This window comes from Nodularia sp. LEGE 04288 (genome assembly GCF_963896525.1).
Taxonomy (GTDB): Bacteria; Cyanobacteriota; Cyanobacteriia; order Cyanobacteriales; family Nostocaceae; genus Nodularia.
Genome location: NZ_CAWQOY010000108.1, coordinates 28,334 through 51,270, shown reverse-complemented (window position 1 = coordinate 51,270; position 22,937 = coordinate 28,334). Strand labels below are relative to the sequence as shown.

The window sequence follows — 22,937 nt, the reverse complement described above, 5'->3', positions numbered from 1 at the left end:
AGTTCAATTAAAAATAATGGCGAAAATGACAATTTAACGAGCCATGAATAAATTTGATTGCTATATTGTACTAAATAAGTAATTTGGTGAGGATGGGGAAAGCTGTGCGTAATGATTTACATGGCTTAGATATTAGTCAGAAAGAATTGCGGAAGTTGACTAATTTACCTGTTAAAGATGAATTAATTATTATTAGCAATCCTTTAAAAAGAATTGGCAAAAGGATGATAGCTAAAGTTAAGGGTTCTGAGGGAGCTACTGTAGTTTTTATTAGTTGTTCTATATTTGTTTTTAGTTATTTGCTGTTTGACATCGTTATTAGAGTGTTTGCTACATGGATGACAATTCCATCTTGGTTGTTGTTAATAATATTATCTTTCTGGGGTGGAGGTGTCACCCAAATTGTTTTGTATTTATTATGGTGGAAAAAGCGGAAAATAGTTGAAGATCACATGACAAATTCTTTAGACATCCTTTTAAATGATGTTGATAGATATAATGCGGTGATCAAAGCCATAGATATCAATGATCAAATTGAAGCTGCTGGTAACCCAGGAGTAGTTCTTCAGGAAAGAGAAAGAGTGATCGAAGCCCTGAGACTCACCAGAAATGATTTAATTCGGGCTTTGAAGACAGAAACAATTTTAAGAGAAAACAAGAGTTTTATTATTAGGAATACAGAGCTATTTGCCAATAATTTAGCTACTTTAACGGCAATGCAAGTTACAGAAGAAGCTAGCGAGCATGGTAGGTTGCTCAATGAAGCTTTGCAAATTGCCTTAGATGTGCAAATTGAAATGAAAAGGCTGCAAACCCTCAGTTAAAACTCATAAATCGTTGCAGATCATGGCTTTTTTCGTCAAGCCCCCCAGGACTGCAATCAACGGTCTAACATAAAGAGGTGTGAATTTAGCGATCGCCTATAGGTATGGACTGGAAAGAAATTAGAGGTAACTGGGTACTGATTCCCCAAAAACCCATCGGGATCATCCATTTTCTGGGAGGTGCTTTTGTGGCTACTGCTCCCCATCTGACTTATCGCTGGTTACTAGAACAACTGGCGGAGCAAGGCTATGTTATTATTGCTACACCCTTTGTAAATACATTGGATCATATTGCGATCGCTAACACTGCATTGCTGAACTTTGAACGCACCAGAGAAAGATTACAAGAGTCTGGGGCATTACGCCAGCTTTATCTGCCTACTTATGGACTAGGGCATAGCATGGGTTGTAAACTTCACTTACTGATTGGGAGTCTGCTAGACGTAGAACGTGCCGGGAATATTTTAATTTCCTTCAACAACTACGCCGCCAAAGAGGCTATCCCCTTAGTAGAACAGATAAATTCTACTTTCCGAGTTGAGTTTACTCCCTCGCCACTAGAAACGAACCAGATGATCCAGGAAAGCTACAATATTCGGCGGAATTTATTAATAAAATTTACCAATGATACCATTGACCAATCCACACCTTTAACCAAAATCTTACAGGCCCGCTTTGCGGAAATGGTCACAGCACAAACCTTACCAGGTAGTCACACTACACCTTTAGGTCAAGATATCAAATGGCAACCAGGAGCATCATTTACTCCCTTAGACGCTTTAGGGCAATGGTTTAGACAAGAAGTTTACCGAGATTTGAACCAGCTCAAACGCGCCATTCTCTTATGGATAAATCCGTTGTCACCTCCATAATATTTGATGATCATTTCTGCATCTGCTAGGTAAGAATTTATCTGTGTTTATCTGTGGTTAATTAATTCTTGGGATTTGGACAAACGCCATGCATCGCGTCTCTACCAGGCGAAAACTGCTATAGGATGATCAATTCAGAATCCTCAGCCGGAAAATTGAGCATATTTTTATTTTTTATTAATTTTAAAATTAGCATTTTCTATGTTTCAAATCCTGGTAATTGATGATGATATTTCTATCCAAACACTCCTGAAAAGGATGTTAGAAAAACAGGGCTATAAGGTAGTTGCTGCTAGTAATGGAGAAGAAGGAATTGCCTTGGCGATCGCTTACCATCCCGCCCTGGTTATTTGTGATTGGATTATGCCGGGATTGAATGGATTAGAAGTCTGTAAGCGCATGAAAACAGACCCGAATTTATCCACTACTTTCTTTATTTTTTTAACATCTTTGGATTCCATCGCTGATCGTGTCAAGGGGCTAGATGCTGGGGCTGATGATTTTATCGCTAAACCTATTGAGCAAAATGAACTGAAAGCCAGAGTCAGAGCCGGATTGCGCTTGCATCAGTTAAGTCAGGATTTACACACCCAAAAGCTGCTCTTAGAAACAGAACTAGCCGAAGCCGCAGAATATGTGCGATCGCTTTTACCTTTACCAGCCACCGAACCCTTCAGGATCAATTCTCGATTCATTCCTTCCCGACAACTCGGCGGCGATTGTTTCGATTACTACTGGCTAGATTCTGACTGTCTAGCTATATACCTGCTAGATGCAGCCGGACATGGACTCAAAGCTGCCCTTCCTTCAATTTCCGTACTAAATCTGTTACGTTCCCGTGCCTTAAAAGGGTTGAATTACTATCAACCGAGTGCTGTACTCAAGGCTTTAAATCAAACCTTCCAAATGAATTACCAAAATGACAAGTATTTTACTATTTGGTATGGAGTTTATAACCGAGTTAATCGGGAATTAATCTATGCAAGCGCAGGTCATCCACCAGCAATATTAGTATCAGGCACATCTCCTAAAAACTCTGCTATTCAACTACTGAGAACACCTGGAATGCCAGTTGGGATGTTTCCCGAAGCCCAATATGTTGATGCGTGTTGCCATATTGATAAATTTAGTAGTCTATATATTTTTAGTGATGGTGCTTACGAAATTACAAAATTGGATGGCACACTTTGGAGTTTGGATGCTTTCATTCAAATACTTGTGAGCTTACAACACACCATTGATCGCCAACTCGATCAGGTATTGAATTATCTGATTGCTTTGAACTCCAAAGAGGCTTTTGATGATGATTTATCAATCCTACAAATTAATTTCGATTAATTATTTTTGAGAAAGTACAGCCTGATTAAACTCATCTTGATTTAAAAATATCTCAAATACCTTATCCATACCCGTTATATCAAATAATATTCTGACTTGTTCATTAATAGAACAAAGAACTAGCCTGGTACCTGCTTCCCGTAAAGTTTTGAAAGCTAATACCAAAGACCCCAAGGCAGAACTATCCATAAATGACACATCTTGACAATCAACTAAAACTATTTTTGCCCCACTTTCTAGTAGTTGAGTAATATGTTGTTCCCGTTCTTGTGAGCTTGTAGTATTGACAATTCCACTTAGTTTTACGACTTTGACTTGTTGATTCATAATACTTATGCCCGGATTGTTTTAAAAAATGTCATGATTTTGTTAGTATTATATACCAACAGGCCTGATTTGGAAAAAGCTAGCCAAATCAAACAGAAATTATTTAATGACTAGTGGTACATCATAAATGCTTGTTTATCAATAAAAAAGTATCAAGGATTTCATTTAAAAAAATTATAAATATTACCTACTTTTAAAAATTCATACAGGAAACTGAGAGGATATTTTCTAGTTTGTCTGATTAGTCCAGAATGTCCGGGTAATTTACTTCATGAACAAAACCCTCAATTAATTTTGAAATTTTCTGTTCTTAGCGCTCTTCTCCTTTCCTCCGGGACGCTTCTAGCTTGGTAGCAGGGGAAACGCATTCGCATTCGCGAACCCTCGATTTTTACAACTGAGATAGGATGGCTATATCTCTTCTGGTAGAAGGAAAACTCGATGGTAATTAATAAATTATTAATAAAGCTTTTGATAATTTAAACTATGAACATCATTGCTTGGATCATTCTGGGTTTGATTGCTGGAGCTATTGCTAAAGCTATTTATCCTGGTCGTCAGGGTGGCGGAATCATTACAACTATGGTTTTGGGTATTGTTGGTGCTGTAATCGGGGGAACTATTGTTACTCTCTTAGAAACCGGAACATTACAATTCACTGCGGCAACTCTCAGTATTCCTGGTATAATTGTCGCCATCCTTGGTGCAATAGTTGCCATCTTTTTATGGGGTTTGCTAACTGGTAGTACCAGCCATTAGTAGGATAGAAAGAATGCTGATGGTGAAAGCCCATTTATTAGGAGTAAACATGAAATACTCCACTTTCTTAACAAGAGTGGAGTCATAAACCAATAATAGATAATTTTATAGATCAACCCAAAATTCTGGGCTAGAAATGTAATAAACTATTACAGCACGGCGTAAATAGGCATACTATTTTAAAAGGCTCTTTGACTTCCGCACAGCGGTACTAGTCTATCAGTTTTTTCACTTCATCTTTAATATTTTCTATGGTGTGAATAACTTGGGATTCAGCCTGTTTAGCTTGGCCTTCGGTCTTATCTTCTGGGTTACCTGTGACTTCACCGACTACTTCTTGTAGCTTGCCTTCAATATTTTTGGCAGTGGCTTCTACTCTTTTTTCAATACTCATATGTGTTTTTTAATGATTTACTATTTCATAGTATACCACTAAAGATTTAGTTGCTCTATCTATCATTGGATACATCCTGGTGTAGGCATTAACCAATATTTGCCTGACAATTATAGTGCGTTACAGGGCGTAACGCACCGCGATCAATCAAGCTGTTAATCAGCTAAACATTCACCTTGGACTTTGACCAAACACCGCTTTCGTCTTCATCAAACTGTTCATGAATAGTTTCCCAAGCCGCTTGTTCAGCGGTGAACTCGTCACTTGTTTGATCTAAGACGGCATTATAGCGATCCATGAATGTCCGTTGAGCTTCTGGAGAAAGATGAGAGCGAACTTCCACAGACAAATCCTCTGGACTGTTACATGGCCCAGTACAAGAATGAGTCAATGTTTTATCAGTTGTGTGAATTTCTTCACCACCACTACTTTCGATCAGCAATTGAAATTCTCCCAGGCGATCGCTTGGGACTTCTGCCATTAAGATAAACTCGCCAGCTTGTAAGCGTGTTTGATAGACTGCGGCTTTGTCTTCCGGCATTCCCCAAGCGGTCAAAGCCGATACTAGTCCAGCGCCAGCGCTACCAGCGATCGCACCACTAGCAGCACCTAGCAACAACGCACCAATGGGGCCAGCTGCCACAATTGGACCCACAAAGGGAACGAACAGTACACCCACACCAGTCAGTAAGCTGAGAAAAGAACCGAACAAAGAACCAAAAATTGCTCCTGTTCTCAAGCCTCCCAGAATCACATCTTTCTTGGTAATAAAACCAGAAATTCGCGTTTGGGACTGGAAATCTTTGCCCATGATCGAAATATTATCTCTAGGCACACCCCTGTCTAGTAAACGTCGAATCACCTGATCAATTTGCTTTTGTTCTTTAAATACAGCTGATATGGTACGTTCCGCTTGATAAACTTCCGGCACTAGAATACTCCTTAAAACTTATTTTTGTAATAGATTAATTCCACAGATATAGGAAGATTGATTCTGATACTTCCACACAAAAGAATCAATCCTCCCTCGCTTCGTTCTAGACACCCACAGGGGTTTTAGTTTCTGTTGCTGGTTGTACACCGCTTGGTTCTAACGCTTGTCCTTCAATGAATGATCGCAACATCCAAGCCATCTCTTCATGCTCTTCCATCAGTCCAGTTAAAAAGTCAGAAGTTCCCTCATCATGAAACTGCTCACTGCACTGATCCACATGATCGCGCAAATTCCGAATCACCTGCTCATGATCTTGCCCCAAATTAGCTACCATCCCGGTTGCTAAGGGGACATCACCACTATGTTCTTTGAGGGTAGCAATCTTGAGAAATCCCTCCATTGAACCCACGGGAAAACCGCCCAAAGCCCGAATCCGTTCGGCTAAAGCATCAATATTTTCAGTCAGCTTTTCATAATGTTCTTCCCAAAGTTCATGCAAACTGCGGAACTGGGGGCCGACAACATCCCAATGGTACTTTTTGGTTTTTACGAGCAAAACGTAGGCATCTGCTAAATCTTGATTCAACAGATTCATCACACCTTGACGCTGTTCTTCTGTCAAACCAATATTAATTGTACGCATTGTTTTCCATCCCTAAGCGAACCTATTCTGTATAAATTGTCCAAAATCTCTTCATCAGAAACATCAACCATAGGAAAGATAATTCAGCATAATTAATTACAACCTCAGTGAGTTTGATCTGTGTCTTCTAACGGATAAAGCCGATCAAAAGTGCCGAGTGGGGAGTCGGGAGTGGGGAGTGGGGAGTGGGGAAGAGCCTTTTTATATTGTCAGGACTTACGCAAAATTATGAAAAAACGAACCACATTGGCGCTAGCCTCTCCCTTTGGGAGAAGTACACGGAGTAAAGAGGGTTTCACAGAGTTATTGCGTAAGTCCTAATTGTACTGAAATTGTTCAAACATCAAATAGGAGTCCGATAGAAGAGTTAATTAAACCCAGATGTACACGGATGAGTAATTTATCTGCAAATATTTGGGGATTTAACCTGATGCTAGCAATTTCTTAATCTCAGCAATCTAAATTGAGAGCATTGTAGCCAAATTAATACTGATCATAAAGTATGCTTTCTTGAAAATTGCATACTTAAATTGCTCATTGTTTCCGACTATCAAATAGATATTGGCAGTTGAAGTTGTTTTACATCCCAGAAACATGACATTTACACTCCAAATTCTTCACGCCTCGGACTTTGAAGGTGGCAGAGATGCTGCCGGAACTACTCCTCAGACTTCTGATGCTGTAAGGAAATGTAGTTTGGGGATTTTATCTTTTTGGGTCAGTTTTGTGAATGTTTTCTGATTTTTTCTAAATACAACTGGGAAGGAATTTATGGCTTTGATACAGGGTGATATTGCGATCGCGGCTTATAATGCTGATGGAAATGATGATTTTGCTTGGGTAACTTTGGTTGATATTCCTGCTGATACTCTGATTAATTTTACAGATTCATCTTGGCAGGATAATGGTTTCCGTTTAACTGAACACTTGGATGCGGCTGGTGGTGGACCTTTAACTTGGACTCACACGGAAACTGTTGCTGCTGGAACAGTGATTCGCTGGAATGGTTCAGTTGCTAATACTTGGAGTTTAGGTGCTGCTAGCGGATCTGCTTTGAATTTAGCCGCAGGTGGCGATCAGATATTTATTTTTACAGGTACAACAGCAGATCCGACATTCATTTACGGCGCACATTTTGCCACTGGAACCAACTGGTTAGAAAGTGGTAGCAATAGTACCAATACCAGTAATATTCCTCCTGGTCTGGCTGTAGAAGACGGGACGGCGTTTTATGCAGGGAATTTCGATAATGGTTATTACAACGGCCCGACAACCGGAAGTAAGGCAGAATTATTAGCAGAGATATCTAATACAGAGAATTGGATCAGAAATGATACTGGACCTTTGGATTCATCAAACTGGATCACGGCTTTAACTGTTGCTAGCGATAGTAATTCAGCCCCCAATATCCAAATCACCGAGTATATGTACTCTGGTGCTAACGGTGAATTTATGGAGTTTACCAACCTGGGGACTACCGCAGTAGACTTTACTGGCTGGAGTTACGATGATAGTGGTCGCACGCCTGGTACTGTTGATTTGAGTGCTTTCGGGATTGTGCAACCTGGAGAATCAGTTATCCTCACAGAAGCTACTGAAGCTGATTTTCGTGCAGCCTGGGGATTGTCTGCTTCAGTCAAGGTGATTGGCGAATTAACCCGAAACATCGGGCGGACTGATGAAATTAATCTTTACGATCAAAACGGTGAACTTATCGACCGTCTCACCTATGGAGATCAAACCTTTCCGGGGACAATTCGCACCCAGGCTCTCAGTGGTTGGACTGACCCAGGGAATCTAGATGCTATCAATATTAATTCTGATTGGATACTTTCTACTGTCGGTGATGCTCAAAACTCTTTAGCTTCTACTGGTGGTGATATTGGTAATCCAGGCTTTTATAACGTCAACATCACACCCATACCTGGGATAGCCATTACTCAATCTGGTGATAGCACCGATGTAAGTGAAGGTGGTGCTACAGATAGCTACACCATAGTTTTAAAGACTCAGCCCACAGCAGATGTCACCATCGAGATCACTGTTGATGATCAGGTGACAACCAATTCACCAACTTTGGTTTTCACTCCCGCTAACTGGAATGTAGCCCAAACTGTGACAGTGGCTGCTGTGGATGATGCTTTAATTGAGGGTACACACACAGGTGCGATCGCTCATAATGTCAGCAGTAGCGATGCTAATTATAATGGGGTGGCGATCGCAAATATCACTGTAAATATTACCGACAACGATGCACCCGCCAATACCAACGTCAACATCCAAATCACCGAGTATATGTATGCTGGTGGTAATGGGGAATTTGTCGAATTTACCAACCTCGGCACGACAGCAGTAGACTTTACTGGTTGGAGTTTTGCTGACAACGCGCGCACTGCTGGTTTATTCAATCTCAGTGGATTTGGTATTGTTCAGCCAGGGGAATCAGTCATCTTAACGGAAGCCCCAGCCGCAGACTTCCGCACATCATGGAACCTCAGCGACTCCGTGAAAATCATCGGTAACTCCAGCCCAGGTTTAGGACGCGCCGATGAGATTAACCTCTACGACAACAACAACCAACTGATTGATCGTCTTACATACGGAGACGAAACCTTTCCCGGCACAATTCGCACCCAGGGGATTAGCGGCTGGACAACCTTAGAAAATCTCGCACCCTTTGAAATCAATACCGATTGGCAGCTTTCAGCGATTAACGATGGTCAAAATTCCTCCCAATCAATAGATGGCGCTATTGGGAACCCAGGGATTTACATTCCCAATCCTGTAGAGACTGTTGGCGCACCCAGAATTGAAGTTAATCCCAGCACAACTGATTTCCTCGACGGGGAAAACTTAGCCGTTTCTCTACCACTCACAGGTGCTGGTGCGATTAGTGGTGTAATTAATGATCCTACAGACCCAGCCAAGACACTAGGTATTGACTTTACTCTCAGTGACTCCGACACACCAATTGGCGACCTGACTGTCACTGTCACCAGCAGTAATCAGGCAGTTGTCCCCAATGCCAACCTCACCCTTTCTGGTATAGGTGCAGAACGGAATCTGAAGATTGACCCGGCTGGTGTTGGTTTGGCAAATATCACACTTACCGTGAGTGACGGTACACTCAGCAATTCCTACATCATTAACTACGCCGCTTCCGCCGGTTCTGTAACTCCCACCACCCGCTACCTGACAGGGACGAGTGACGCATCAACTGCGATCGCCATTGATACCAATTATATGTTCGTCGCCGACGATGAAGACCAAACCATCCGCCTCTACGATCGCCATAACTCCGGTTTACCATTAGCCGCCTTTGACTTCACCTCAATGTTGGGTTTATCCGGTTCCAGCGAAATCGACATTGAAGGTTCTACCAGAATTGGCGACATCATTTACTGGATAGGTTCCCACGGTAACAATACAAGCAACCAGGATGCTCCCAACCGCGAGCGCATTTTTGCCACAGAGATTTCTGGCACAGGAGCCGATGCTACCCTGACTTTCCAGGGATACTACAGATTTTTAGAAGATGACCTGATTGCTTGGGATAACAGTAATGGTCATGGTTTAGGTGCTGGCTTTCTGGGAATAGCTGCCAGTGCGGCCAATGGTGTTTCCCCCACCGCTGCTAACGGTTTTAACATAGAAGGCTTGACAGTTGCCCCCGATGGTAACACAGCCTACCTTGCCTTTCGTGCGCCCATTCTCCCCATCCCCGACCGGAACCAAGCCCTAATTATTCCAGTAACTAATTTTACTAGCATTCTGAATAACACAGGCGGTACTACTGGATCTGCAACCTTCGACGCTCCCATATTCCTAGACTTAGGCGGTCGAGCCATTCGCAGTATTGAGCGTAATAGTAATAACCAGTACATTATTATTGCCGGGCCAACAGGTGGGGACACAGGAATCCCGCCCAATGACTTCCGTCTCTACACCTGGAATGGTAATGCCGCCGATGCCCCTGTACTCAGGGCAGCAGATTTGACAGCATTAAATACTGGGGGTAGTTTTGAAACCATTGTGGAAGTGCCTGATGTCCTGACTGGTACTAGCCAAATTCAGGTGTTAATAGATAACGGTGATACTGTCTGGTACGAAAACGGCACAGCCTCCAAAGACCTTTCTCAAGACAACTTCCAGAAATTCCGCAGCGATGTCATTACTTTAGGGTCAGAATTTAGTACCATCCCAGCCGGGGCAATTTCCCTGAGTAACCCTTACTTCCAAGACTTCGATACCTTAATTAATTCCGGTAACTCACCTTGGGTAGATACTGAAACTATCCCTGGTTGGTACGCAACTCGTCCGACAATCGTGGCTGGAACTGGTAGTAGCAATGCTGGTAATCTCTACAGCTTTGGTACAGTAGCAGACACAGATAGAGCATTGGGTTCAGTAGCTTCTGGTGGTACTGAGACTATTTACTTTGGGGCGCGGTTCTTTAACGATACTAACGACACCATCACCACTTTGGGAGTTAGTTACATTGGCGAACAATGGCGTAATGGCGGGAATACAACCCAGCAGAAACTAGATTTTGCCTACCAAATTGGGGCTACTGAGTTAACTTCTGGGACATGGACTGATGTTGATTCCCTCGACTTCTTGGGGCCAATTGCTACCAGCACAGGTGGGGCTTTAAATGGCAATAACACCCCTAACCGAGTGGGAATTTCTGATACCCTCACAGGCTTATCTTTAGCACCCGGTGAAGAAATCTGGTTGCGTTGGACAGATATTAATGATGTTGGAAATGATCATGGGTTAGCAATTGATAATTTGCAAGTTTCCACCGCAGCCTTACCTGGTGTCACCTTAATTGAGTCTGATGGGAGTACCAATGTTACAGAAGGGGGTGCAACAGATACTTACACCTTAGTATTGAATACTCAACCCTCAGCAGATGTAGCAGTTACTATTAACACAGATGCTCAATCTACATCTAGCCCCAATACACTCATCTTTACACAGCAAAACTGGAATACACCGCAAACAGTTACAGTAATTGCCGTAGATGACAATGTTGTAGAAGGAACACATTTTAGTAACATTAGCCATCTAGCAACTAGCAATGATCCTAGTTACAACCAGATAAATATTGCCTCAATCATTGCCACCATTACAGACAATGATCTTGTAACTGAGATTACCAAGATTCATGAAATTCAGGGGAATGGTGCGATCGCAAATTTCCTCGACAGTTTCCAAACCATAGAAGGCATCGTCGTCGGCGACTTCCAGGCTGTAGGTAACACTCAAAACCTGCGCGGCTTCTACGTCCAAGAAGAAAATGCCGATGCTGATAATAATCCTTTCACCTCAGAAGGTATCTTTGTCTTTGATGACAACTTCGGGGTAGATGTGAAAGTCGGCGACCTAGTACGCATTACTGGTCAAGTAAGCGAATTTACTGGCAGTGGTAATGGCATGACTAGCAGCCTCACCCTATTAAGAAACCTCACCGATGTGACTGTGGTTAGTGCCGATAATCCCCTACCTACAGCCACAGTTCTCAGCTTCCCCTTGATGAATATTAATGACCTAGAAGCCGTGGAAGGGATGCGGGTAACTATACCCCAAACATTGACCGTAACTGAACATTTCCAATTGGGGCGATTTGGGGAAGTTGTCCTGTCCTCAGACGGTGCGACTAACCAGCCCGGTACTGATGGCAGATTAGAACAATATACCCAATTCAACGCCCCTAGTATTAGTGGCAACGCCGCTTACCAACAAGAGATTGCCTTACGTCGAATTATCCTCGACGATGGACAAGGTATTCAAAACCCTGATTCGATTATTCACGGTCGCGGTGGTGAACCTTTGAGTGCTGACAATACCCTGCGCGGTGGTGACACAGTTGTAGGATTATCCGGTATCTTAGATGCCCGCTTTGGCGACTATCGGATTCAGCCCGTAGATCCCGCCGAATTTATACCTTCTAATTTGCGCCCAGAAACAGCCCCAGAAGTGGGTGGTAGGCTCAAAGTTGCCAGCTTCAACGTTCTAAACTACTTCAACGGCGATGGTCTAGGTGGAGGTTTCCCCACATCCAGAGGCGCTGAGAATTTAGTTGAGTTCAATCGGCAACGTGACAAAATCATCCAAGCCATCCTCGGTATAGACGCAGATGTTTTGGGGTTAATCGAAATAGAAAATGATGGCTATGGGGCTAATAGTGCGATTCAAGATTTAGTCAACGGCTTGAATGCTGTTGCAGGCGCTGGTACTTATGCCCTGATAGACCCAGGTCTGCCCCAATTGGGTACAGATGAAATCGCTGTAGGCTTCATCTACAAACCCGGTAGTGTGACTCCTGTGGGTATAGCAGCCACAGTCCCCGATGGCTTTGGTCAAGGGGCATTTGACAACAATAACCGTAAACCCCTAGCCCAAACCTTCCAAGAAAACTCCAGTAGTGAAAAATTTACCGCAGTGGTGAATCACTTCAAATCCAAAGGTTCCAGTGCTGGGGGTGCTGGTGATGCCGACATCGGCGATGGACAAGGTTTTTCCAATGGTACAAGGACTCGTGCTTCCCAAGATTTAACCGCTTGGTTAGCCACTAATCCTACAAGTATCAATGACCCTGATTACTTAATTATGGGTGACATTAACGCCTATGCCCAAGAAGATCCAATCAAAGCTTTGGAAACCGCCGGATATCAAAACCAGATATCCAATAGCAGTTACTCCTTTGTCTTTAATGGACAGTGGGGTTCCTTAGATCATGTCTTAGCTAATGGCAGTTTAACAGCACAAGTTACTGGTGCTGCCAAGTGGCACATCAACGCCGATGAACCAAATGTCCTCGACTACAACACCAATTTCAAATCAGCAGCACAAGTGGATAGTTTATACAATCCTAATGCCTTCCGTTCCTCCGACCATGACCCGGTGATTATCGGGTTGAATTTGAACACCGTCGATGATGTGATTACTCCTCCTCCTCCTACCGTCCTTCCTGGGATCAGAAATCTCATCGCTAATCTAGTCAACAACGTAATTGGGGGTATCAATCGCACACCAATAATCAGATTTGGAGTAATTAACAACCCATTGATTAATAACAGCAATAGGAATGCCGAACCGACCGTCAGCTTCGCCAACACGGATGGTTATATGCCGTTAATCCAAGGTAGTAATCCTAACAGTAATGTTTTAGAACTTAACGCCGACCCTTTAAGCGGTGATCCAGTTTTCCCACCTGGGATTAATTTTGGCAATATCACCTCAGTTTTCACTAATAATATCTAAAATTTTGTGTTTTAGATATTACCTGCAACCCTGGGTAATTTTTGCGTAAGTCCTAAAGGATATGAATTTATTTCACGCAAAGGCGCAAAGGCGCAAAGGAAAGAAAGCAGGACTTACGCAAAAACTCTATCAAACCCTTATTCCTCTGTGTACTCTGCGCCTCTGTGGTTCGTTTACTCATAATTACGACTTATCGACTTCAGGAGTAACATCATGGTATCTACCAGTACAATCCGCTTCTCTCAGTTCAATGCTTCCCTGAACCGCAACGCTGATGGTCAATTAGTCAGCGATTTATCTACCCCTAATAATCCTCAAGCCCAAGCGGTTGCCGAAATAATACAGCGCAATCAGCCAGATGTGCTGCTGATTAATGAATTTGATTACTTTGAAGGGAATCCCACAGCAGCTGTTGAACAATTTCTGCAAAATTATCTCGCTGTCAGTCAAAACGGTGCAACTCCCGTTGAATATCCCTACTTTTATATAGCACCCTCCAACACAGGTGTTTCTTCTGGCTTTGATTTAGATAACAACGGCACAGTAGTTACCACTCCAGGCGCACCGGGATATGGTGATGATGCCTTTGGCTTTGGAAATTACCCTGGTCAGTTCGGGATGTTGTTGTTATCCAAATATCCCATTGATACTGCCAATGTCCGCACCTTCCAAAACTTTCTCTGGAAGGATATGCCGGATTCTTTACTATCTACGATCGCTCTTCCTGATTCTGACACTCCTTGGTACTCAGCCGAGGAACAAGAAGTTTTGCGTCTCTCTTCCAAGAGTCATTGGGATATCCCAATTCAAGTCAACGGCGAAATCATTCACGTCCTCGCCAGTCATCCCACACCCCCTGTATTTGATGGGACGGAAGACCGCAACGGTAAACGCAACCATGACGAAATTCGCCTGTGGTCAGACTATATCAGCCCTGGAAAAGGCAATTACATCTATGATGATCAGGGTCAATTGGGTGGTTTAAATCCTGGTTCCCGCTTTGTAATTATGGGTGACCAAAACGCCGATCCTGTTGATGGGGACAGTTTTGATCGTGCCATCCTCCAACTATTGCAGAACCCTGCTATCAATACTAATTCCATTCCCAGCAGTGTTGGTGCTATCCAACAGTCAGATTTACAAGGTGGTGCTAACCTCAATCACGGAGGTAACTCGGCTTTTGATACCGCAGACTTTGCCGATGGAAATCCTGGTAATCTGCGTGCTGACTATGTGCTACCTTCGGCTGATTTGCAAATTGTTAATTCTGAAGTTTTTTGGCCTCTGAATACAGACCCAAATTTCTCCTTAGTCGGGACTTTTCCTTTCCCTAGTTCCGACCATCGTTTAGTGTGGGTAGATGTGCAGACTGGCGCAACGGAAGCAGGTAAAACCCTCGCGGAAGTCACGTTTGAAGGACAAACTACTTTTACCACAGGCTTTATTCCCCCTGGTGAAGCGGGAACGGTGAACGGTGTCACTATCCCAATGGGAGGCTTGTCAGGTGTTACCTACGATCGCACAAATAATCTTTATTACTCTATCTCAGACGATCGCTCGCAAAATGGCCCGGCGCGTTTCTATACTTTCACACTTGATCCGGCGACATCTGCGGTAACCTTTACTAATGTCACTCCCCTGAAAGATATTAACGGTAATTTCTTTGCCGCCCTCACTGTTGACCCTGAAGGTATTGCCCTGACTGAAGATGGGACGATTTTTGTTTCCTCTGAAGGTGAAGCTAATATTAATGCCGGTCGTGTTAGTGACCCCTTTATTAAAGAGTTTTCCTTAACTGGGGAAGAATTGCGTTCTTTACCTGTACCGAGTAAGTTTTTACCAGTCGTCGCAGATACCAACGGCGATGGGATAATTAATGCTGGTGATACCCAAATCTCTGGGGTGCGGAATAATTTAGCTTTTGAAAGTCTGACTATTACACCAGACCAAAAGACTTTATACACCGCCACAGAAAACGCCCTGATTCAAGACGGTGAAAGGGCTTCAGTTTTCAGTAGTAGTCCTTCCCGGATTTTGCAATACAACCTATTTTCTGGACAGCCAGAAAAGGAATATCTCTATATCACTGACCCAGTAGCTGTACCACCAGTACCGGAAACAGGCTTCAGTGACAATGGTTTAGTGGATTTACTGGCGATCAATAATCGTGGCACTTTACTTGCATTAGAACGCTCTTTTGCTGTGGGTGTCGGTAACACGATTAAAATCTACGAAATCAGCCTCCAAGGTGCAACTGATATTAGCTTCTACGATTCTCTTAATGATTTAAGTACTGAACAATTTGCAGCTATTCAACCCGCCCAAAAGCGTTTGCTGTTAAATCTCGATGATTTAAATTTAGACACTGGACTAGATAACGTTGAAGGTTTAGCCTTTGGCCCCACACTCGCAGATGGCCGTCAGTCCATTGTGTTAGTGAGTGATAATAACTTTAATGCGACTCAATTCACCCAAATTTTGACTTTAAGTGCAGACCTCATCCCCACTGCTGCACCCAGAGTTGAAACCCGTCCAGACCTGTTTAACGATGAAGATCCAGCCCAGTCTGTTGTCGATCAAAATGCTGATGCTGATGACCCAGCAATTTATGTGAATGCTACCAACTCGGCTGATAGTTTGGTATTGACCGCAGTCAAAGATGCTGGACTGCGGGTTTATGACTTGTCTGGTAATTTATTGCAGACAGTTAACCCTGGTGGGATTCGTTACAACAACATTGATTTGCAATACAGCTTTAATTTAGGTGGGGAATCTGTTGATATTGCTGTTGCAAGCGATCGCCAAAACGATACACTAGTATTCTTCAAAATCAACCCCAATGGTAACGCTGAAGGTGAATACTTAGAAGACATTACCGACAGCAGTATTGGCACTCTCTTCCAATCCGCACCCTTTGCCCCACCTTATTCCGCCGACGAAAGCAGCGCTTACGGACTAGCCATGTACCGTAGTCTCATCACCAATGATTACTATGTCTTCGCCAATCGTGCTGACACTGGAGATGTTGCCCAGTACAAACTGATTGACACAGGTAACGGCAAAATTGGGGTGGAACGAGTCCGGCAGTTCACCATACCCACCACAGCCGGACTTGACCCCCAAACTGAAGGTATGGTGGCAGACCAAGAAACAGGCTTCCTCTACATCGGTCAGGAAAATGTCGGCATCTGGAAGTTCCAAGCCGAACCCGACGGCGGTACAACTGGCAAACTCATCGATCAGGTTAAAGAATTAGGTGGTAGCAATCTCATCGCCGATGTAGAAGGACTGACTATCTACTACGGTGCTAACGGTACAGGCTACCTACTCGCATCCAGTCAAGGAGATAACACCTTTGCCGTCTATAACCGCCAAGGGAATAACGAATACTTAGGACGCTTTGCCGTTGGTAACAATGGCGCAATTGACAGCGTGCAAGAGTCAGACGGCGCAGATGTGATTAATGTCTCCTTGGGTGCTAACTTCCCCTATGGTCTATTTGTTACCCAAGATGGTAATAACGACCCAAGCAAACTTGTTGAAGATGACGGCGAACTAGAAAACGTCAACGCCAACTTTAAGTTTGTCCCTTGGGAAAACATTGCTTATGCTTTCCCCAATCCACTCAACATTGATACCACCGCTTACGACCCGCGTAATCCTATGGCACAACCCAAGCTAACCAACTACGACTTTCAAGACCTACCGACATTAGGCACAACTAGCGCCGGAGAAGATATTCTCCTTGGTGGTTTCTCAGGATTATACTTCCAAGGAAAGGCAGCCAATGGCAACCTGAAGTTTGTCACCCATACAGACCGTGGCCCCAATGGCGAACCCACCGGTTTCAACAGACCATTTTTATTACCCGATTTCCAACCAGAAATCGTCAGCTTTGAACTGAATCAATCCACAGGGGAAATTACCATTACCAAACGCACTGGGTTATTTCGCCAAGATGGTACAACTCCATTAACTGGATTGCCTAACTTACAAGGTGGGGCTGGTGGTCTGGCGTACACCGATGAAATTGGTGTGGATTTAGACAATAATCCCCTAGCTAATGATCCTTTGGGTGCTGACTTAGAGGGAATTGTCGTCGCCCCCAATGGTGACTATTGGATGGTGGATGAATACCGTCCGGCAATTTACCACTTTGACAGCAACGGTAAACTGATTGATCGCTTTATTCCCCAAGGCACTGCCACGGCAACCGACCCAGATCAAGCAGTCGGCACTTTTGGGACTGAGGTATTACCAGAAGTTTATGCCCAACGCCGCAATAACCGGGGTTTTGAAGCTGTGGCACTGGAAGGTAATAAACTTTACGCCTTTATTCAAAGTGCCATTGATAACCCTGATGTCACCAATGATGCTACATCCAGAAATTCTCGGAATTTAAGAATTTTGGAATTTGATGTCATCTCCAAAACTGTCACGGGCGAGTATTTGTATCTGCTTGATGATATTACAGGCAGTGGTAACACCAGAACAGACAAAATTGGCGATGCTGTTTCATTAGGTAATGGCAAGTTTGCGGTCGTTGAACGAGATGATCGGTCTGGTGCAGATGCTAATAAACTGATTTACGAGATTGATTTAGCCGCCGCCACCAACATTAATAACTCGGCTAACTTGAATTTGCCAGATGGTAAGACCATTGAACAACTATCCCCGGCTGAATTAGCTGCTGCCAATATTACCCCTGTAACTAAAGCTTTAATTGCCAATGCAGCGCAGTTGGGTTACACCGGGGTGGAAAAATTAGAAGGTCTGGCATTGGTAGCACCCAATACTCTAGCTTTATTGAACGATAATGATTTTGGTGTGGCTGGACCTACTCCTGCAAGACTGGGCATTCTGGAGTTACCCAATAACTTGACAAGTACACCCCAAGTTACACTGGTCGGTTTTGCTTCTCTCCCGGCTGATACCTTTGCTGAAGGGCCAGCATCGGGAAATGCCATTACAGGTAATACCAATGGCCGTGATGTACCCTTTGCCCAGCAGCCGATTCAAGGATTTAGTTCCGTCCAGGTTGCCGATGATAATTCCTTCTGGTTCCTGTCTGATAATGGGTTTGGGAACAAGGCTAATAGTCCTGATTACTTGCTGCGGATTTATCGCGTTGACCCCAGTTTCCGGGGTGCAGAGAGTGGTGATGGTAGCGTCAATGTTTTGGACTTTGTGCAACTATCCGACCCTGACAATAAAATTCCCTTCGAGATTATCAATGAGAATACAACTGAGCGTTTATTAACCGGTTCAGATTTCGATCCTGAATCTCTGGTCGTTGCAGCCGATGGTACTTTCTGGATTGGCGAGGAATTTGGCCCTTATCTGTTACATTTCGATGCCACTGGTAAGCTGATAGAGGCTCCCATTGATACACCAAATTATGTCAGTTTAAATACTCTTGATGGTCAACCACCCATTGTAATTGGACATCGGGGCGCAAGCGGTGAACTACCAGAGCATACCTTGGGCGCTTACAAACTGGCAATTGAACGTGGTGCAGACTTCATCGAACCTGATTTAGTTGCTACTAAGGATGGAGTGTTGATTGCCCGTCACGAACCGAATATTATTAATACCACTGATGTCGCCTCTCGTCCAGAATTTAGCGATCGCTTCACCACGAAAATGGTCGATGGGGTGGCTGAAGAAGGTTTCTTTGTTTCTGACTTCACTTTGGCGGAAATCAAGACACTACGGGCGATTATGCCCCAAGGTTTCCGGACTCAAGTGTTTAACGGTCTGTACGAAATTCCTACTTTAGCGGAAATCATTGAGTTAGTTCAGCAAATAGAAGCTGATACAGGTAAGAAAATCGGCATTTACCCAGAAACCAAGCATCCCACTTTCCACGATGACCTCGGTTTGTCACTGGAAGAACCCCTGCTAGCAACTCTAGAAGCCACTGGTTTCACTGACCCCAGTCGGATTTATATCCAATCCTTTGAAGTCAGCAATCTCAAGGAACTGAGTCAGTTAACTAATATACCTTTGGTTCAGTTATTCGGTGCGGGTGGTATCAATCTTGATGGTTCGCTGATTGAAACTAGACCCTATGATTTCGTAGTTAGTGACGACGACCGCACCTATGCCGACCTGCGGACACCAGCAGGTTTAACAGAAATTGCCACCTATGCATCTGGTATTGGCCCCTCGAAACGGATGATTCAATCTGTGCAAGGTGTTGATGCCGATGGTGATGGTCAAGCCGATGATGTCAATGGTGATGGCGTTGTTAACGATGCTGATAAAACCCTTACCGCACCCACAACACTGGTGCAAGATGCCCACACCGCAGGTTTGCTGGTACATCCTTATACCTTCCGCAACGAAGGACGTTTCCTAGCTGCCGACTACAACGGCAATCCAGTTTTAGAATACATAGATTTCATTAATTTAGGTGTTGATGGCTACTTTACAGACTTTCCTGGCACAGGTAACCAAGTCCGTGATCAATTAACTGGGCAGTTTGTCATCTCTCCTGATAACCCTGCGCTGATCCCCCCTGAGTTTGCCACCTTAGATGGTTCTGCACCTTTGGTGATTGGACACCGGGGCGCTAGTGGTTCCCGTCCAGAACATACCCTAGAAGCATATAAATTAGCGATCGCTGATGGGGCGGATTTCATTGAACCTGACCTAGTAGCCACCAAAGACGGATACCTAATCGCCCGTCATGAAAATGCCTTAGCCATCCTCAATGATGATGGTTCAGTGAATAGAACTGACACCAGTACTGATGTTAACGAACGTCCAGAATTTAGCGATCGCTTCACTACCAAAGTTATTGATGGTCGCACAATCAGGGGTTGGTTTAGCGAAGACTTCACCCTAGCAGAAATCAAAACCCTCAATTCCATTGAACGTCTGCCAGACTTACGGGGAACCAATTTCGATGGTGATGGGCTGAAAGTTCCCACCCTGCAAGAAATCATTGATTTGGTGAAGCAGGTAGAAGCGGAAACCGGGCGCAAAATTGGCATTTATCCGGAAACCAAGCACCCCACCTTCTTTGCTTCGGAAGGCACACTTTTAGATGGTTCAGCCATCAACATGAATCTAGGTCAGATGATTGTTGACACCTTAGTAGCCGAAAACTTCACTGACCCCAGCCGGACATTTATTCAGTCCTTCGAGGTCGGCAATCTCCTGGAACTGAAACAATCCATCATGCCAGCCGCCGGCATTGACATCCCCCTAGTTCAACTGCTGGGTGGTGCTAATGCTAGACCTTATGACTTTATAGTCAGTGGCGACTCCCGCACCTACGGCGACTTGACCCAGCCCACAGAATTAGCGATCATTGCTACCTACGCAAGCGGTATTGGCCCCAACAAGCGGCTGATTGTCCCGACTGGTGCAGGTGGTGTCCTCCAAGCACCTACAACTTTGGTAGAAGATGCCCATGCAGTCGGTTTGCTGTTACACCCCTACACCTTCCGCAACGAAGACATCTTCCTCGCACCAGACTACAACGGCGACCCCAAACTAGAATATCAACAGTTCATAGACTTAGGCGTTGATGGTTTCTTCTCTGACTTCCCCGGTACAGGTAGCTTAGTCCTACAACAAATCATCGGTGATCCAGTTTTCGCAAATTTGGGCGGTTCACGCGGATTTGAAGGCATGGCTATCAGCCTGGATAAGAAAACCATCTATCCCATGTTGGAAGGTACTGTAATTGGTGATCCGGCTAATTCCTTACGCATCTATGAATTTGATGTCGAATCGAAACAGTACCAGGGTTTAGCTGGCTACTACCGCATGGAACAACCCAATCACGCCATCGGTGCATTAACGGTGATCAATGAAAATGAATTTCTGGTCATTGAACGAGACAATAATCAAGGTGCATCTGCCCAGTTTAAGAAGATATTCAAGATTGATTTATCTCAACAAGATGCCAATGGTTTTGTAGCCAAAGAGGAAATCGTTGATTTATTGAATATCAGTGACCCCAATGATTTAAATGGAGACGGTGACACGAAGTTTACCTTTCCCTTCGTGACGATTGAAGCTGTAGTAGTAATTGATCAAAACACACTTCTACTAGCTAACGATAATAATTATCCCTTCTCAGTCGGCAGACCACCTGCTATAGACAACAACGAAATCATTCTCTTAGGTTTAGATAAGCCGCTAAATTTGGGTACTCCTGTAGTTAGTATTGTAGCCCAGGTTCCCGATGCAGCAGAACAAGGCAATCAACCAGGAGTATTCCGCATTTCCCGCGTTGGTAACACCAGTAAATCCCTAACGGTTAACTACACCATCGATGGTACTGCTACGAATGGCGTTGATTACAACAACCTCACTAGCGTTGCGACTATCGCCGCCGGTCAAACCTTCGTGGATGTGACGGTCATCCCAGTCGATGATAATTTAGTCGAAGGTGATGAAACTGTCATCCTCAACTTAGTTGATCAACCTGAATACGTTCTCGGTATCAACACTGCCACTGTCACCATTGCCGACAACGATTTTGTGCCACTGGTAAATAATTCTGGCAGCGATACCTTTACGATTCGCGGTAGCAGTGACACAGTACAACTCCAAGTTAGTCTCACCAGAACCAGACCAACTCAGGAGAATGAATTGGGTGTATTTACAGTGGATGATGCTGAAGGTAGAATCAACGGTATTGCACCAGGGGACGCAGGTTATGCCGAAGCTGCATTAGGACGGGCGCAAGCAATTTTCTCGGCTGTGCATAGATTACCTACTGGCTTTAGTCGGGACAACATCACCCGCTTAGTAGAATTTAACTCAGGCGATAATCTGAGATTCTATGTAGTGCCAAATGGGACAACGGATGAAGTCCAAGCTGGAGTTATCCCCATCACAGATGTACTATTTGCTGATGCTGCAACTCAAAGAGTTACTGACTTGGGCAACGATGAATTTTCCTTAGCTTGGAAGGTTAAACCGTTGAGAAGCTCAACCTACCAGGATTTCGAGGTGAAGATTCAAGCGACTGAGCAACCATTACCTTTAGGTACAGGTTTACAAAGTGGCTCACAATCTGAGTTGATTGATTTACGAGGGATTACGCAATCTGTACAAGCGGAATTTGTGGTTAACAGAGATGCAACCTTTAATAACTACGTCAGCTTCTATCGGGTAACTGATGAAAATGGCGGTATTGACATCAACGGCGATCGCATAGCAGATATTCTTCCTGGAGAAGTAGGTTACGCCCAAGCCGCCGTTAATGCACGTATTCCAGGTATTGACCTCACGACAAATAACCGCCGGACAACAACTTACACAGCGACTTTAGAGCCTGGTTATATCTTCGCACCATTCATTATTGCTGATGGCAGTCCGGCAAATATGAATGATCAGCAAGTTTATTTCCCATTCTTAGGCGCTAATTCCACACAGGTAGACCACATTACCATGTTAGGAAATAACGTCTTTGGCTTTGAGGATCTACAACATGGTGACAAAGACTTTAACGATATGATTGTCCGCGTTAATTTGACTGTTGGCTAAGTTAGATTTCACTGCATAAACAACAATTAGAGTCAATACCAAGTATTATGGTGTGGCTCTGATTTTT

Annotated in this window: 10 protein-coding genes; 6 read left to right on the top strand and 4 right to left on the bottom strand. The window is 44.0% G+C overall.

Annotated elements, in window-relative coordinates:
- Positions 1 to 92 precede the first annotated feature (92 nt).
- From AACX33_RS12255 to AACX33_RS12245, 3 genes are all read left to right on the top strand, one after another.
- Positions 93 to 824 carry a hypothetical protein gene (locus AACX33_RS12255; RefSeq protein ID WP_194000457.1) on the top strand — a complete coding sequence of 244 codons (732 nt, stop codon included), beginning with the start codon at positions 93 to 95 and terminating at the stop codon, positions 822 to 824.
- A 104-nt stretch (positions 825 to 928) separates the two neighbouring features.
- Positions 929 to 1,696, top strand: a complete 768-nt coding sequence (locus AACX33_RS12250) for a DUF1350 family protein (protein WP_194000459.1) — start codon at positions 929 to 931, stop codon at positions 1,694 to 1,696.
- 201 nt (positions 1,697 to 1,897) lie between these two features.
- The gene (locus tag AACX33_RS12245; protein ID WP_194000461.1) at positions 1,898 to 3,034 is read left to right on the top strand and encodes a PP2C family protein-serine/threonine phosphatase; all 1,137 of its coding nucleotides are present in this window, start codon (positions 1,898 to 1,900) and stop codon (positions 3,032 to 3,034) included.
- Here AACX33_RS12245 and AACX33_RS12240 read toward each other — a convergent pair whose 3' ends face one another.
- Entirely contained in the window at positions 3,035 to 3,361 is a 327-nt protein-coding gene (locus tag AACX33_RS12240) for an STAS domain-containing protein (protein ID WP_194000463.1), read from the bottom strand.
- Positions 3,362 to 3,847: 486 nt separating this feature from the next.
- Here AACX33_RS12240 and AACX33_RS12235 point away from each other — a divergent pair, with 486 nt between their 5' ends.
- Entirely contained in the window at positions 3,848 to 4,120 is a 273-nt protein-coding gene (locus AACX33_RS12235; protein WP_194000465.1) for a GlsB/YeaQ/YmgE family stress response membrane protein, read from the top strand.
- A 211-nt stretch (positions 4,121 to 4,331) separates the two neighbouring features.
- Here AACX33_RS12235 and AACX33_RS12230 read toward each other — a convergent pair whose 3' ends face one another.
- The 3 genes from AACX33_RS12230 to AACX33_RS12220 all read right to left on the bottom strand — a co-directional run bounded on the left by AACX33_RS12230 (position 4,332) and on the right by AACX33_RS12220 (position 6,091).
- The gene (locus AACX33_RS12230; protein WP_194000467.1) at positions 4,332 to 4,514 is read right to left on the bottom strand and encodes a CsbD family protein; all 183 of its coding nucleotides are present in this window, start codon (positions 4,512 to 4,514) and stop codon (positions 4,332 to 4,334) included.
- 163 nt (positions 4,515 to 4,677) lie between these two features.
- Positions 4,678 to 5,445 (bottom strand): ChaB family protein, encoded by a 768-nt coding sequence (locus AACX33_RS12225; RefSeq protein ID WP_194000469.1) that lies wholly within the window; start codon positions 5,443 to 5,445, stop codon positions 4,678 to 4,680.
- A 106-nt stretch (positions 5,446 to 5,551) separates the two neighbouring features.
- Positions 5,552 to 6,091 carry a Dps family protein gene (locus AACX33_RS12220; RefSeq protein ID WP_194000471.1) on the bottom strand — a complete coding sequence of 180 codons (540 nt, stop codon included), beginning with the start codon at positions 6,089 to 6,091 and terminating at the stop codon, positions 5,552 to 5,554.
- 771 nt (positions 6,092 to 6,862) lie between these two features.
- Here AACX33_RS12220 and AACX33_RS12215 point away from each other — a divergent pair.
- Both AACX33_RS12215 and AACX33_RS12210 read left to right on the top strand, forming a co-directional pair.
- A complete protein-coding gene (locus tag AACX33_RS12215) occupies positions 6,863 to 13,360 on the top strand; it encodes an ExeM/NucH family extracellular endonuclease (protein WP_194000473.1) in 6,498 nt (2,165 codons plus the stop codon).
- A 213-nt stretch (positions 13,361 to 13,573) separates the two neighbouring features.
- Positions 13,574 to 22,870: a phytase gene (locus tag AACX33_RS12210; protein WP_194000475.1), complete on the top strand. Its 9,297-nt coding sequence runs from the start codon at positions 13,574 to 13,576 to the stop codon at positions 22,868 to 22,870.
- The last annotated feature ends 67 nt before the right edge of the window (positions 22,871 to 22,937 follow it).